Below are 15,709 nucleotides of genomic sequence, written 5' to 3'. Positions count from 1 at the left end.
TCCCGTTTCATTCGACTCGTCTTCTCGTGCTACTTCACTCAGGAGAGCAGGGCCCCCAGGCTCAGGCAGACCACAATCAGCACAGTCAGTATGCCAAGCAGCGGTGCCACCCACTTCAGCCAGCGCACATAGGGCACCTTGGCGATGGCCAGGCCACCCATGACCACGGCTGAGGTCGGGGTCACCAGGTTCACCAGACCGGAGGCAGACTGGTAGGCGGTGACCACCAGCTCGCGGCCCACGTTGGCGAAGTCGGCAAGGGGCGCCATGATCGGCATGGTCAGCACCGCCAGACCGGAGGAGGACGGCACCAGGAAGGAGAGCACCACTTCCAGCACGAACATCACGTTGATGAACACCACAGTGGAGAGGCCGGTCACTATGCCTTCCGCGCTGTTCAAGATGGTGTGGGTGATCATGCCGTTGTCCATCACCACCACTATACCGCGGGCGATACCTATGATGAGGGCCACGCCGAGCAGGTCACGGGCACCGTCGATGAAGTTGGAGGTCAGCTCCTCCTCGCTCATGCGGGAGATGAGACCGACTATGATGGCGGCGGCCAGGAAGACACCGGAGATCTGCGCCATCCACCAACCGAGCACGGCCACCCCGTAGATCATCACGGCGAAGGCGGCGACGAAGATCCCCAGCACTATCTTGCGAGTCAGAGTGAACTCCAGCATCTGATCGCTCTTGTTGCCGAGGAAGTGGGCACGGTTCTCATCCCACTTGTCGGCCACCAGGGACTTGCTGGGGTCGTTGCGCACCATCTTGGCGTAACGCATCACGTAGGCGACGCACAGCAGCCAGCCGGCCACCAGCATGGCGACCCGCAGCCAGATGCCGTCGGTGAAGGAGATGCCGGCCGCGTTGGCGGCAATCACGGTGGCGAACGGGTTGATGGTGGAGCCCAGGGTACCGATACCGGCGCCGAGCAACACTGTCGCGGCGGCGACCACGGGGTCGAAGCGGGCGGCCATCATCACGGGCACCAGCAGGGTGTAGAAGGGCAGCGACTCTTCCGCCATGCCGTAGATGGTGCCCCCTGCGGCGAACAGCGCCATCAGGATAGGGATCATCCACTCCTCGCGGCCACGCAGACGATCGGTGACGCGCTCGATACCGGCATCGATGGCCCCGGTCTTGGTCACTATGCCAAGGAAGCCGCCGATGATCAGGATGAAGAGGGAGACGTCGATGGCGCCTGCCTCATAGGTGTCGTGGTTGTAGAGGCCGTCGATGGGTGCCAGCAACACGTCGACTATCCCCTGGGGATTGGCCTCTACCAGCTTGTAGGTGCCAGCCACCGGCACTTCCTTGCCGAGGGCTTCATTCATTACCATGTCGTATTTGCCGGCCGGCACTATCCAGCTCAGGGCGGCCACCAGGGCGATCAGCACAAACAATATGGTGTAGGCTGACGGGAACTTGAATTTGGTCATGGTCCAGCTTCCTTCTGTGGTGCGGTATCCATGTATCTGCGGGTCGTAGGGTTAGAGGTGTTATGCCGCCGTCACATGGTCGAAAAGCCGGGGGTCACCCCCCGGCACCACTACTGCGACCTTAGTCGCCCAGCGTAGCCACCATCACTGCCTTGATGGTGTGCATCCGGTTTTCGGCCTCGTCGAAGACTATGCTGTGCTCGGATTCGAACACGTCCTCGGTCACTTCCAGACCCTTCATGCCATATTTGTCAGCCACTTCCTTGCCCATGGTGGTCTCATCGTTGTGGAACGCCGGCAGGCAGTGCATGAACTTCACATCCGGGTTCTTGGTGGCGTTGATGACGTCCATGTTGATCTGATAGGGGGTCATCAGTTTCACCCGTTGATCCCAGGCTTCCTTCGCTTCACCCATGGAAACCCAGACGTCGGTGTAGAGGAAGTCGGTACCCAGCACGCCCTCTTTCACATCTTCGGTCAGGTGAATGCGCGCACCTGTCTCTTCGGCGATCTGGCGGCACTTGGCAACCAGCTCCTCTTCCGGCCAGAAGGCTTTCGGCGCAACCAGACGGATGTCCATGCCCATCTTGGCGGCGCCGACCATCAGGGAGTTGCCCATGTTGTTGCGGGCATCACCCAGGTAGGCGAACTTGATCTGATCCAGACGCTTGCCCTTGCCGTGCTCCAGCATGGTCATGAAGTCGGCCAGGATCTGGGTCGGGTGGAATTCGTTGGTCAGGCCGTTCCAGACCGGGACGCCGGCATGGGCGCCCAGCTCTTCCACGATTTCCTGGCCATAGCCACGGTATTCGATGCCGTCATACATGCGGCCCAGCACACGAGCGGTGTCCTTCATAGACTCCTTGTGACCAATCTGGGAACCGCTTGGGCCAAGGTAGGAGACCTGGGCGCCCTGGTCGAAAGCCGCCACTTCAAAGGCGCAGCGGGTGCGGGTGGAGGTCTTCTCGAAGATGAGGGCGATATTCTTGCCGGTCAGATGCTTGCGCTCATAGCCACCGTATTTGGCTTTTTTCAGGTCGATGGCCAGATCGATCATGTATTGGATTTCGCGCGGGGTGAAGTCCAGCAGTTTCAGGAAGTTACGGTTACGCAGATTAAAAGCCATGATGAGTTCTCTCTATATTTGTGTCAGACCAATTCGGGCAGTGTTGTTAACTACGCAGTGATTCAACGACTCAAGCATTCACGGTATGGGTGGCGACTATATTGGTGCCGGCTTCCCCCTTGAGGATGGCGAGGCCATCTTCCAGGGAACCGATCCCGACCATGCCGCCGGTTGCCTTGACGAATTCGCAGGAGGCTTCGACCTTGGGCCCCATGGAGCCGGCATCGAACTTGACGCCAGCCAGTTCATCCGGGCTGGTGACCCGCAGCGGGTGCTGGGTCGGCTTGCCCCAATCCAGGTAGACGGCATCGGCATCGGTCAGGATCAGCAGGGCATCGGCCTTGATCTGTCTGGCCAGGTAGGCGGCGGACATGTCTTTGTCGATCACCGCTTCGATGCCGGTCAGGCACTGGCCATCCCAGGTCACCGGAATGCCGCCACCACCGGTACAGATGATGAGGTGGCCCTGGGCGATCAGGGTTTCGATGGCGTCGCCTTCGACGATGCGCTGGGGCAGCGGGGACGGCACCACGCGGCGGAAGAACTTGCCGTCGGCCTTGACGCTCCACTGCTTCTCGGCCGCCAGGGCGCGGGCTTCGGCTTCCTCATAGACGGGGCCGATAAACTTGGTCGGATTGGCGAAGGCCGGATCCTTGGGGTCGACCTGCACCTGGGTCAGCAGCGCGGTGACGTTGCGGCTCGGCATCAGGTTTTTCAGCTCCTGGATCAGCATGTAGCCGATCATGCCCTGGGACTCGGCGCCCAGCACATCCAGGGGATAGGGGGAGACCTTGGTATAGGCGCTGTTCTGCAGGGCCAGCAGGCCGACTTGCGGGCCGTTGCCGTGCACCAGCACCACGTTGTACTCCTGAGCTATCAGGGCGATGGTCTTGGCGGCGGTCGCTATGTTCTTGCGCTGAATGTCAGCTTCAAGGGGCTCGCCACGACGGAGCAGGGCATTGCCACCCAGGGCGACGACGACAGTTGGTTTTTTCATGAGTGTTACTCTCGAGTCTTGGTGTGTGTGGCGCCAGCCTCTGCCGGCGCCACGCCGTCTTGTCAGATGCCGTCACGTTCCATCGGGCAGCTCATGCAGCGGGCGCCGCCGCGACCACGTCCCAGCTCTTCACCCGGGATGGGCAGCACTGTGATGCCGGCCTTGTCGTACTTCTCGTTGGTGTAGGTGTTGCGCTCGTAACCCACCACCACGCCGGGACGCACTGTCAGCACGTTGTTGGCATCGTTCCACTGCTCGCGCTCGGCCTCGAAGCTGTCACCACCTGTGGTGATGAGCTTGAGCTGATCCACACCCAGCGCCTTCTCGATGGCGGTGACGAAGTAGCCCTCTTCCTTGATGTTCATGCCGGTGGCGCCGCCCGGAGTCAGGCTCCAGCAATTCACATCCTTGCGGATGACCTCCGGATAGACGGAGAAGGTGTCTATGTCCATGTGGGTCATGACGGTATCCAGGTGCATGCAGCTGCGGTGTTTCGGCAGTTGCATGGCGATGACCTGTTTGGCCTGACCGTGCTTGAACAGGCCGCGGGCCAGGTGTTCCACCCCTTGCGGCGTGGTGCGCTCGGACATGCCGATGAGCACGGCGCCACGGCCGATGACCAGGACATCCCCCCCTTCGATGGTGGAGTTGTCGTAGTCACGATCCTCGTCACCGAAGTACTTGATGAAGTCCTGACCGGCGAACTGCGGGTGCCAGCGGTAGATGGCCTTCACATGGTTGGTTTCGCGGCGACGGGCGGCCTTGGCCATGGGGTTGATGGAGACGCCACCGTAAACCCAGCAGGAGGTATCACGGGTAAAGAGGTGGTTGGGCAGCGGCTCTATGATGAAGTCGGTCGGAGCGTGCATGCCCACTACCATGTTGACGCCGCTGAAGGGCATCTCTGAGTAGGTCAGGCCACCGGAGAGGATGCGGGCCAGCTCGCGGTGCGGCATGTCAGCCAGGAAGCAGCGCACGTCATTGGCCAGTGCGGTGCCGAGGCGATAATCGGAGACCTGGTGTTGCAGCAGCCAGGCTTTGGCTTCCGGCACATCCAGGGTTTCGGCCAGCAGGTTGGTCAGCAGGAAGACTTCGACATTCTGATCGCGCAGTACCTGAGCGAATTTGTCGTGCTCCTGACCGGCACGTTCAACGGACAGGACATCGTCGAACAGCAGATCCTGGCAGTTGGAAGGGGTCAGGCGCTTCAGACTGAGGTTGGGGCGGTGCAGCATGACGCGGCGCAATTGGCCAACTTCAGAACCTACATAAAATTTGCTCATGATTATATTCCGTCTAGCAGTGGTCCCTGCGAGTGATTGAATAGATTCCTTCTATTCTGGCTCGTGGCTAAGGCGGGATATTCTTTATGTAGGGTACTCGGCTTGTGTTCTATCCTGCCCTTGCCTTTCGTGACAGAGGTTAGGACTAGCAATCACCACAAACTTAGACATTGATCACATTCACTCGAGACTGAATAAAATCAGGAGTTAATTTATGATGGAGTTTACATAAATGACATTTACTCATTAACGCCTGCCGCATAACGACGCAATAAGGGCAGGTTTTATTTCACCAAGATACCGTTTTCATTCATGCCAGATATCTACAAATGGATATGAACAATTAAAAATAATCAATAAAATCATTGGCATGGATGGATTTTATTTTTTGTTTGAATTTTATACGCTCATCCATGCATTTATCCTCATAAATACTCCCGCCACTCACCACATAAATAGTCATCTTCATCCCTTCGCCTGAATAATCCATCTCTTGTCCCAGATCATGGCATCGGCGCCAACCCGCACGGGCAGCCCTCCGTATCAGGGTGCTCATCGCATCTCCTTTATATGGATATGCATTCTGAGCGCATCCTGGCGATGCTTTTCTCACCAGCGCCATTGCATCCCGGTTTTAAAGTTTTTTCATTAGTTGAATTTATTGCGCCACCTTGCGCCACTCCCGGGTTCGCCTTAACTCAGAAAGTGATCAGGATCACGCTATTTTCTATCACCAAGGAGATAACCATGAAGATCAAATCGCTGTTTCTACTGGTCGCCCTGGTTCTGCCCATGGCCCCGACCCTGGTTCAGGCCCAAGGTGCTCCCGCCATACCGCTGGTGGTGTGCCATGTTGACCAGTCCCCCCAGAAGCTGCTCCCCGCCTATCTGTGCCAACAGCATGGCGGCCAGCAGCACCATTGATACTGCCCCCAGGGGGAGGACGCCTCCTCCTGGGTTGTCAGTTCCCCACACCGGCATACCCCTCCCCCGAAGCCCGCTCCTTTTAGCCACTTCCGGCCAGCAACCCCATGCAACCCTCTGTGTTCCCCCCTCAACCCGTCCTGGCACAGGTGCCTCTGACCCTGGATGCTGACGGCCCCGGCTCACCTATCTGCGATCGACTCTGACCCTGGTGACTTTTCTGAACCTCAGTTAAACGAGCTGTGAGACATTCGCCATGGAGGACGTAAGCGAAGCGCCTCAAAAATTCTCGCCATAGTCGGAAGATAGGAGCAAAAAAACCGCACTTAAAAATCACAACTAAATGATTTACAACGAAATAACATCATTATCATTTCTCGAGAAACGAGTTTCGAAAAAACGTTTTTCAACATGCCGTTGTCGTCCCCCGGGAAATCCTTATAGTTACTCCTGCACGGACGCAATGAAGTCGGTCAGGAAGACTGGCTGCCAGGGTTGGGCAAATGGACTCACCACAGGATGTGGTAAAGGACACCTCCCAGGACGGAGAAAGTGCGACGGGAACGGATGACTCGTCAGGCCATGATGGCTAAAGGACACCCCAAAGGATTGGGAAGGGGAAACCTAAAGGAAGAGGTATAGTCAGGGATTGCAGGGAGCAACTTCGTTCAAGGATATGAGCGATAAGACTATCGGGGGCGACGCAAGTCGCCCCCATCTTTTTTTGGGAATTTTTCACACTTTCCCTGTGAGCTGCCACCCTGGCGCCAGCGGCCAGGGTGCCCACGACCAGTCCAACCGACCTTACTCCAGTCGGAAGTGTCCCACTATCTCCCGCAGCCTGTCATAGGTGTGCTGCATTGAGGTCGAACTCTCAACCGTCCGCTCGCCATTGCCCTTGAGCTGGGTGATCACCTCGGCGATGGCGCTCATGTTGCGGTTGATCTCTTCGGCGACCGCACTCTGCTGCTCCGCCGCTGTCGCGATATGACTGATGAGATCGTTGATCTCCACCACTTCCCCCGCCATCAGATCCAGCGACGCATTCACCTTGCTGGTGTTCTCTGCCGCATCCTGACAGCTCTGCCGGGTGTTACCCATGGCCGCAACCACAGTCTGGGTCCCCCGCTGCAACCGGGTCAACATGGTCTGGATCTCGGCCGTGCTCTGCTGGGTACGGCCCGCCAGGGAGCGCACTTCGTCGGCCACCACGGCAAAGCCGCGCCCCTGCTCACCGGCCCGGGCGGCCTCTATGGCGGCGTTGAGGGCCAGCAGGTTGGTCTGCTCGGCTATGCTGCCGATGACCCCCAGGATGGAGCCAATCTGCTGCACATCCTGCTGCATGGCGGCGATGGAGTGGGCCGTGGCCTCCACCTCTGTCACCAGGGCGGTCACGCTGGCCATGGCCTGATCCACCACCCGGCGCGACTGGCTCGCGAGCTGCTGGCTCTGGCCGGTCAGCTGGGCCGTGCTGGCGGCGCTCTCCGATACCGAGACGGCGGTACGGCTCATCTCGTTGATGGCGGTGACCACCTGCTCCGTCTCTCGCACATGCTCGGCCAGCAGCCCCTGGGCCGAGCCCGTCTGCCTGGCCAGACCCGAGATCCCTTCGTTGAGCTGGCCGCTGGCTTCCCGCACTTCTCCCATCATCTCCTGCAGCCGCTCGATGAAGCGGTTGATGCCGGCCGAGATCTGGCCGAGATCATCCTTGCTGGTCACCGTCAGGCGGCGGGTCAGATCGCCGCTGCCCCGGGACAGCTCCTGCACCAGATCGCGCAGGGAGAGGATGGGGCGGTAGGCCAGGTTGAGGGCCACCATGGAGATCACCAGCACCAGGGCCGCAACCCCGAGCAGGGCCAGGGTGATCTTGCCGTTGAGCGCCTGGGTCATGGACCGGATGTAATCGAGGTCCACGTAACCGGTCAGGGTCCACTGGCTGCCACGGATATCCAGCTGGTTGGGGCGAGACTCGCTCTCTCCCTGGGGTTTGCTGCTGTAGAGCACCTGACCCTGACTGTCCGCAAGGGAGAAGTAGCGCCCCTCCCCGCTTACCTTGGCCAGCAGCGCCTTGAACTCGCTCATGTCGAGGTAGTAGAGGTAGGCGGAATCGGCACCCCTGGGCACCAGGATGGAGATGACCGGCTTGCCGTCCAGCTGCTCCAGCGAGCTGACGGTGATCTGGTTGTTGGCGGCGGGGATCAGCTTGCGCAGGGCTTCAACCCTGGCCTTGTCGTCGATGACTCCGTTAACGTCGAACGCCATGTCGCCGATCAGTTTGACGATGTTGTGAAAGCCGGTCTCCTGCAGCGCTTTCTTGACGCTGGTCACCCCGAGGTTGAGGTTCGCCGCCAGCAGCACCTTCTGGTTGATGTCACCGGCCAGCTTCTCCTTGACCAGGGTGATCTGCTCGTTGATGTTCTGGGTCGCCTGGGTGCGGATATAGCCACTGATGAAGTGATTGACGCTGAACCAGGCGGTGCCGATGGTGACCAGGATGGCGAGCAGCAGCAGGACGTTGATTTTGACTTTGAATGGCATGGGGTGGGTCCCTCCAAGTAGAAAGGGCCGGAACATGTCCGACCCTCTCTGCCAATGCTTACTTCTTCTTGGCGTACTTCATGGAGTCCAGGGCCACGGCAAGAATGATGATGCCGCCCTTGATGATGAACTGCCAGTAGGGGCTGACCCCTATGTAGGTCAAGCCGTAGTTGATCAGGGTGAAGATGAGCACCCCTGTGATGACACCGGCGACAGTCCCCACACCACCGGCAAAGGAGACACCGCCCACCACGCAGGCCGCGATGGCATCGAGTTCATACATGAAGCCGAGGTTGTTGGTGGCGCTGCCGATGCGGCCCGCTTCCAGCATGCCGCCGAAGGCGTAGAAGACGCCGGCCAGGGCGTAGATCATCACCAGGTTGACGGCGACGTTGACGCCGGAGACCTTGGCGGCTTCCGGGTTGCCGCCGATGGCGAAGATGTTCTTGCCGAAGCGGGTCTTGTTCCACAGCACCCAGACGAAGACGCTGGCGATGGCCGCATAGAAAGTGAGATACGAAAGCTTGAATCCCCCTATCCGGATAAAGCCCTGCGCGAAGCTGGAGAAGCGGGGGTCGAAGCCAGCCACCGGGGAGGCACCTACAGAGTCAAAGTAGAGGGAGTTGATGCCGTAGACGATGATCATGGTGCCCAGGGTGGTGATGAAGGGCGTCACGTTCAGGTAGGCAACGATCAGGCCGTTGACCAGACCGATCAGGGCACCCACAGCACACACCAGCAGGATCACCACAGGAATGGGCACTTCACCCAGACTGGGGAACACCTTGTTGACGTTGGTCAGCGCCTGCAGCATGGTGGCCGCGATCAGCGCCGCCAGACCGACCTGACGACCGGCCGAGAGATCCGTGCCCTGGGTGATGATGATGCCCGCCACCCCGAGGGCTATGATGACCCGCACCGAGGACTGGGTCAGTATGTTGCTGAGGTTGGTGAGGCTGAGGAAGGAGGGCTCCTGGATCACTATGATCATGAGCAACACCAGCAGCACCAAGTAGATGGCGTTCTCTTTGAGCGCCTGCATCAGATTGAAATTTTTAGCCGACTCCATAATGTCTTCCTGTCTTTATAGGTACAGAGATGCCAGGCGCAGGATCTCGCTCTGGTCAGTTTCTTTGGTGTTGACGATCCCCGCGACCCGGCCATTGCTCATGACCATGATGCGATCCGTGATCCCCAGCAGTTCAGGCATCTCGGAGGAGATGATGATGATGCCCTTGTCCTTCTTCGCCAGCTCCAGGATGAGCTGATAGATCTCGAACTTGGCGCCCACGTCTATGCCGCGGGTCGGTTCATCCAGCATCAGGATCTCCGGCTGGGTCAGCAGCCAGCGGCCTATGATGACCTTCTGCTGGTTGCCCCCGGAGAGGGAGCCAATCTGTGTCTGTTGGGTCGGTGTCTTGACCCGCATGGAGTCGATGACCCACTGGGTATCGCTCTTCATCTTGTTGTCGCTGAGCAGCCCCATGGATCCCTTGTAGCTGTCCATGTTGGCGATCAGGGAGTTGAAGGCGATATCGAGACGGGAGTAGATCCCGGTGGAGCGGCGCTCCTCCGTCACCAGGGCGAAGCCGTTCTGGATCGCCTCGTGGGCGTTGCGATTGGCGACCTCCTTGCCGTGCAACTTGATGACACCGTCGCTGTGATCGCGGATGCCGAACAGGGTCTCGACTATGTCGGTGCGCTTTGCCCCCACCAGACCGGCGATGCCGAGGATCTCCCCCTTGTGCAGGTTGAAGCTCACGTCCTTGATGGAAGGCTGGTTCTTGGCCGTCAGGTGCTCGACTTCGAGGATCACCTCTTTCGGCTGGTTGGTTTTCTCCGGGAAGCGCTGGGTCAACTCACGACCGACCATCATGCCGATGATCTGATCCATGGTCATGCCCTCGAGCGGCTGGGTCGCCACCCACTGGCCATCCCGCAATATGGTGATCTCGTCACAGAGCTGGAAGATCTCTTCCATCTTGTGGGAGATGTAGACGATGCCGCACCCCTTGTCCTTCAACTTGTTGATGATCTTGAAGAGGTGGTTGACCTCTTTCTCGGTCAGGGAGGAGGTGGGTTCGTCCATGATGACGATCTTGGCGTCATAGGAGAATGCCTTGGCGATCTCGATCATCTGCATCTGGGAGACGGAGAGGGTGCCGACCTTGACCCGGGGGTCTATGTCGATGTCCAGCTCGTCGAAGATGCGCTTGGTGTCGTCATACATCTTGCCGTGGTCGATGAACCAGCCCTTGGTGGGATAGCGACCTAGCCACATGTTGTCCATCACGGTGCGTTGCAATACCAGGTTCAGCTCCTGGTGCACCATGGATACGCCATTTTCCAGCGCCTCTTTGGAAGAGGTGAAGTTGACCTCCTCGCCCTTGAAGAAGATCTTGCCCTGATCCTTCTCGTAGATGCCGAACAGGCACTTGAGCAGCGTGGACTTTCCTGCGCCATTCTCGCCCATCAACGCATGCACAGAATGAGGACGGACCCGTAAATTGACATTATCGAGTGCCTTGACGCCAGGAAAGCTCTTACTGACGTCAATCATCTCCAACAGCCATTCTGATTGTTGCCGTGTTGTCATATCAGCCATCACATCTGGTTGAAAAAAGGGCAAGGGGATCTCCCTTGCCCTGGAGGGGGGAATTACTCGAATTGGGACAGGTTGTCTTTATCAACGCCCACGTAGGCAACACGCACGACCTTGTTGTCGATCTTCCAGTTGGTGCCTTCACCGGCCGGCTTGCCTTCCGCCAGGTTCTTGGTCAGCTCGTAGGTGGCCTTGGCCTGGTTGGCCGCATCGTTCAGCACTGTACCCGCCATGGCACCGCTCTTGACCATGGCCAGGGCTTCCGGCAGGGCATCGACGCCGAATACCGGGATGGCGCTCTTGCCCTGGGCTTTCAGGGATTCAACAGCGCCCATTGCCATGCCGTCGTTGTTGGCGATGACCACTTCGATCTTGTTGGCGTTGGGGCCGGAGATCCAGGCGTCCATCTTGTCTTTCGCCATGGCGGTATCCCACATACCGGTATCCATGTGCAGCTGCTCTGTCTTGACGCCGCCGTCATTCAGGGTCTTGACGACGTAGGTGGTGCGGGCTTCCGCATCCGGGTGGCCCGGCTCGCCCTTCAGCAGCACGAACTGGATGACGCCGTCCTTGTTCAGATCCCACTCAGGGTGTGCCTTCCAGTGCTTGGCGATCAGCTGGCCCTGGATGATGCCTGACTCCTTGGAGTCGGTGCCCACGTAGTAGGCCTTGTCATAGCTGGCCAGATCGGCCGCGCTCGGTTCCTTGTTGTAGAACACCACGGGGATCTCGTCCGCACGGGCCTTCTCGATCACGACAGGGGCCGCCGCCGGGTCAACCAGGTTGATGGCCAGCGCCTTCACGCCCTTGGCCAGCAGCACGTCGATCTGGTCGTTCTGCTTGGACTGGTCATTCTGGGAGTCATTCATCAGCAGCTCCACACCGGGATTGGCTGCCGCTTCCTTCTCGATGGCCTTGCGCACTACCGCCATGAAGTTGTCGTCATACTTGTAGACGGTGACACCGATACGGGTATCGGCCTGGGCTTGGGCTCCCGCCATCAGTCCCATCAGCAAGGTGGCAACTGTCGTGAGTTTTTTCATTGTTATGCTCCGATCTCTAATATCTGTTTTTGTAGGGAATGCTGTACACCGTTTGAACTGGCGCCAGCCTAATGTAATCAGTTTGTTGTATGGCGGTCTGTGATCATGGCAACAAAATGAAAACGTTTACACTCTGTTACATAGACATAAAACACTTTAAAATCAATCAGATATCCAATTAAAAGACCTTTACGAATCCATTTTCGTCATCGGCGTCAGATTCAGTGTAGAACACAGTTCCAACTGTAACTTCCAGGCGACAACCAGAATTCGGGTCGCACGCTCTGGCTCCAGGAGTCATCACCCCCTACACCCATGTGGAAACCATCCAGGCAGAGGTGCAATCCCCCCAGGGCCACCAGATCGGTCTGGTGGCGGGCCTGGGCCAGCTGCTGCTGGCTGTAGCGGCTGACGCTGAAGTGGAACTTGCCCTCCATGCTCACCTCTGCGAGGCGCAGCTGACGGGTATCGCAACGCAAACCGTTGTCGGTCGGGAACACATAGGGGGTGTGCAGGGCCGAGATCGGCAATTGCCAGCGATGGAGGTCGGCGGAAAGCTGACGATCCGGATAGTTCTCGTGGGGACCGCGTCCCAGCCAGCTCACCTCGTCGACCTCGTCGGCCAGCCAGAGCCTGGCCCCGATGCGGGGCAGGGACGGCATGTCGGCGGCAACCTCCACCTCTATGCGCAGCGCCATGGCGCCGTCGGCACCGAAGCTGTGATGCCAGCGGGTCAGCAGCCGCAGCGACTCCCCGACGAAGTAACCGTGGGATACGACCAGCGTCCCCTTATCGGGGTTAGCCTCCAGGCCGAGGCAGCGGTGCTGCAGATCATTGAGCCCGGCCTCCTGCCAGCGGGCAATCCAGGCGTTGGGATCCGCGTGATCCGCCTCGCTGGTGCCGATGTCGTTGTCGAGCGGTGCCCGGTAGAAGTGATCGGTGATGGCATCCCGCAGCCGCTCACGGCCCTGTTTCTGCCAGCTGCTGATGCGGCCGCTGGCCTTGTCCAGCCGCCACTCGCTGCCTGCGGCACGCACCAGCCAGTGGTCCGGCTGTTCGCTCAATGAGGCGGGAGCCCGGGTAACAGGCAGGGCCAGAGGGGTCGGCAGCATGCATTGCTGGCGCGCCACCTCGTGATCCGCCCCGGCCCAGGCCGTGGCGGTGGGCTGCACTATGGTCAGATCCAGCCAGGCCAGGGTGCCTGCGGCAAAGCCCGGCAGCCGCTCCAGCAGGGTCAGCGTCACGCTGCCCTGGGGCGCCAGCTCGAGCGGGCACTCACCCTGGCTCAGCACCACACCGTCCTCCAGCAGCTGCCAGCGCAACACTTCGTTGTCCGTGGGGCGGAACAGGTATTCGCTGCGGATCTCGACCCGGAGCGGCTGCCGGCTTTGCAGAGTCAGCACGAAGGGCTGCTGGGCCCGTTTCGCCTCGAACAGGGCGGGATGCGGCGTCCGGTCCGGGAACAGCAGGCCGTTGCAGCAGAACTGGCGATCATTGGGAATGTCGCCGAAGTCACCGCCATAGGCCCAGAAATGGCGGCCATCGTCGGTCTGCTTGTCGAGCCCCTGATCCACCCAATCCCACACGAAACCGCCCTGCAGGCGGGGATGATCGCGAAACGCCTGCCAGTAGTGGGCGTAGCCCCCCAGGCTGTTGCCCATGGCGTGGGCATATTCGCAGAGGATGAGCGGCCGGGTCTCTTCCGGCAGGCCTATCCACTTGGCCAGCGCCCACTTGGGCACCGCCGGGAAGGGTTGATCCTGATGGGTGCGGGCATACATGGGGCAGATGATGTCGGTGGCCGGGGTATCGGCCCCGCCCCCTTCGTACTGGACCGGGCGGCTCGGATCGGCCCGTTTGACCCACTGGTACATGGCATCGTGGGCCGGGCCATAGCCGGATTCGTTGCCCAGCGACCAGATGATGATGCTGGGGTGGTTGAAGTCCCGCGCCACCATGCGGGTGACCCGCTCCAGGAAGGCGTTGCTCCAGGCGGGATCCTGCGCCAGCCGCCCCATGGGGGTCATGCCGTGGGTCTCCAGGTTCGCCTCGTCCACCACGTAGAGGCCGAGCCGGTCACACAGTCGATAGAACTCGGGATGGTTGGGGTAGTGTGAGCAGCGCACCGCGTTGAAGTTGTGCTGCTTCATCAGCCGCAGATCCTGCTCCATGGCGGCAGGGGTCACCACATGGCCCAGGGCGGGATCGTGTTCGTGGCGATTGGCGCCGCGGATCAGCAGCGGCTGGCCGTTGACCCTCAGCAGGCCGCCCTTGATCTCCACCGCCCGAAAACCCACGTCATGGGCCTCGCTCTCGATGGGCTCACCCTGCTCATCCAGCAGGGTCAGGGTCAGTCGATAGAGGTGTGGCGTCTCGGCGCTCCACTTGTGCGGCGCCGCTACCTCCAGCCACAGCTCGGCCCTGTCTGTGTAGGCGCCCTTCTCGTCGATGGCGCCTGTGCCGAGCGGCTGGCGCCGATCGGCGATCAGCGTCTCACCGAAATAGAGCCTGGCCTCCACCGCCAGCCCGGCGCCCTCATTGACCTGCAGCGCCACCTTGAGGCGGGCGTCCCGGTAACAGGCGTCCAGCACAGGGGTCAGCCGCACGTCCAGCAACCGGCGCTCGGGTTTGTGCAGCAGGCTGACGGAGCGGAAGATGCCGCTCATGCGCCACATGTCCTGATCCTCCAGATAGGAGCCATCGGACCAGCGCAGCACCAGCACGGCCAGCCGGTTCGGACCGGCCTGCAGCAAGTCGCCGAGATCGAATTCGGCGGGCAGCCTGCTGTCCTGGGAGTAACCGACCCAGCGGCCGTTGCAGAACAGATGGAAGGCACTGTCTACCCCATCGAAAATGATGCGGGTCTGGCCGCTGGCCAGCCAGTCGACGGGCAGTGCAAACTCGCGGGAATAGCAGCCAGTGGGATTCTCGGCCGGCACCCGGGGCGGATCGCAGGGGAAGGGGTACTTGATGTTGGTATAGATGGGGCGATCAAACCCCTGCAGTTGCCAGTTGCCGGGCACCCTGATGGGGGTCGCGCCGGGCAGATCCCCGCTCAGCCACTCCTCTGGCACCAGCTCAGGGGCTTCGAAGAAGGAGAAACGCCAGTCGCCATCGAGCAGCATGCGGGAGGGCGAAGGGAGCCCGGCACGGGCATCGGCCTCGCTGCGCCAGCTGAACAAGGGGGTATGGGCAGGCAGACGATTCACCGATGTAATCGCCTGGGTCTGCCAGTCCTGACGGGCCACTATCTCCCTGAGCATTCTTCTCTCTCCCTGCATGAAACAGATAACGCATGCAGTGTAGGGGAGTTTTGCCCGGTGATCGGCGATCTCGCTCACACAGATGTAAACGATTACACTGATTTTGTTAAGTAAAACAGGGTAAAAATGAGATAAATGAAAGTAAAAGATCGCCCTGCCGGATAAGCAGGCTGAGACAGGGCGATTCAGACGGGGAAACCGGGGAAAAAGAGAGATGATTAGCCTCGAATGGCAACTTTTCAGGGCGCATCATCAGAGGCGGCCACTCAACGACCTCCAATCCACCGTCAGAAGACGGCAAGGAGACACAGCCTTCAGAGCTGTGGGGATGCCATCGGATGCGATTGTTCAGAGACTGGCGGACGCCATCAAGCGGCAATTGAACAGGGACCTGGGCGTGTAGCGGCGCCTCTGCCCCCCCACTCCACAACCATGACAGCGGCAAGGGGGAAGAGCGCTCAGAACCCGACGGGCGCAACCGAGTGGCG

The 15,709-nt window shown here is 59.9% G+C and carries 11 protein-coding genes; 1 reads left to right on the top strand and 10 read right to left on the bottom strand.

From position 1 onward, the window contains the following. Positions 1–38 precede the first annotated feature (38 nt). From G4923_RS14735 to G4923_RS14715, 5 genes are all read right to left on the bottom strand, one after another. The gene (locus G4923_RS14735) at positions 39–1,445 is read right to left on the bottom strand and encodes a YfcC family protein (RefSeq protein ID WP_025328664.1); all 1,407 of its coding nucleotides are present in this window, start codon (positions 1,443–1,445) and stop codon (positions 39–41) included. 121 nt (positions 1,446–1,566) lie between these two features. After that, positions 1,567–2,571: an ornithine carbamoyltransferase gene (argF, locus tag G4923_RS14730; RefSeq protein WP_163137517.1), complete on the bottom strand. Its 1,005-nt coding sequence runs from the start codon at positions 2,569–2,571 to the stop codon at positions 1,567–1,569. Positions 2,572–2,641: 70 nt separating this feature from the next. Beyond that, positions 2,642–3,568, bottom strand: a complete 927-nt coding sequence (gene arcC, locus G4923_RS14725) for a carbamate kinase (RefSeq protein WP_163137516.1) — start codon at positions 3,566–3,568, stop codon at positions 2,642–2,644. A 62-nt stretch (positions 3,569–3,630) separates the two neighbouring features. Then, complete coding sequence (gene arcA / locus G4923_RS14720; RefSeq protein WP_106885524.1) at positions 3,631–4,851, bottom strand: arginine deiminase; 1,221 nt, start codon at positions 4,849–4,851, stop codon at positions 3,631–3,633. A 343-nt stretch (positions 4,852–5,194) separates the two neighbouring features. Further along, the gene (locus G4923_RS14715; protein WP_139743815.1) at positions 5,195–5,407 is read right to left on the bottom strand and encodes a hypothetical protein; all 213 of its coding nucleotides are present in this window, start codon (positions 5,405–5,407) and stop codon (positions 5,195–5,197) included. Positions 5,408–5,598: 191 nt separating this feature from the next. Here G4923_RS14715 and G4923_RS14710 point away from each other — a divergent pair, with 191 nt between their 5' ends. Beyond that, a complete protein-coding gene (locus G4923_RS14710) occupies positions 5,599–5,775 on the top strand; it encodes a hypothetical protein (RefSeq protein WP_163137515.1) in 177 nt (58 codons plus the stop codon). A gap of 804 nt (positions 5,776–6,579) precedes the next feature. On the opposite strand, the gene G4923_RS14705 is transcribed toward G4923_RS14710, so the two are convergent. The 5 genes from G4923_RS14705 to G4923_RS14685 form a co-directional block, all read right to left on the bottom strand. Beyond that, on the bottom strand, positions 6,580–8,313 hold the full coding sequence (locus G4923_RS14705) for a methyl-accepting chemotaxis protein (protein ID WP_163137514.1): 1,734 nt from the start codon (positions 8,311–8,313) through the stop codon (positions 6,580–6,582). Positions 8,314–8,371: 58 nt separating this feature from the next. After that, positions 8,372–9,382 (bottom strand): galactose/methyl galactoside ABC transporter permease MglC, encoded by a 1,011-nt coding sequence (gene mglC, locus G4923_RS14700; protein WP_106885521.1) that lies wholly within the window; start codon positions 9,380–9,382, stop codon positions 8,372–8,374. Between the two features lie 15 nt (positions 9,383–9,397). Then, positions 9,398–10,918, bottom strand: coding sequence for a galactose/methyl galactoside ABC transporter ATP-binding protein MglA (gene mglA / locus G4923_RS14695; RefSeq protein ID WP_041206573.1), 1,521 nt, complete (start codon positions 10,916–10,918; stop codon positions 9,398–9,400). 53 nt (positions 10,919–10,971) lie between these two features. Then, on the bottom strand, positions 10,972–11,958 hold the full coding sequence (mglB, locus tag G4923_RS14690; protein ID WP_111910882.1) for a galactose/glucose ABC transporter substrate-binding protein MglB: 987 nt from the start codon (positions 11,956–11,958) through the stop codon (positions 10,972–10,974). Positions 11,959–12,179: 221 nt separating this feature from the next. Beyond that, a complete protein-coding gene (locus G4923_RS14685; protein WP_163137513.1) occupies positions 12,180–15,221 on the bottom strand; it encodes a beta-galactosidase in 3,042 nt (1,013 codons plus the stop codon). Positions 15,222–15,709: the final 488 nt, after the last annotated feature.

This window comes from Aeromonas rivipollensis, from assembly GCF_010974825.1.
GTDB lineage: Bacteria > Pseudomonadota > Gammaproteobacteria > Enterobacterales > Aeromonadaceae > Aeromonas > Aeromonas rivipollensis.
This window is presented reverse-complemented; position numbering and strand designations above follow the sequence as displayed.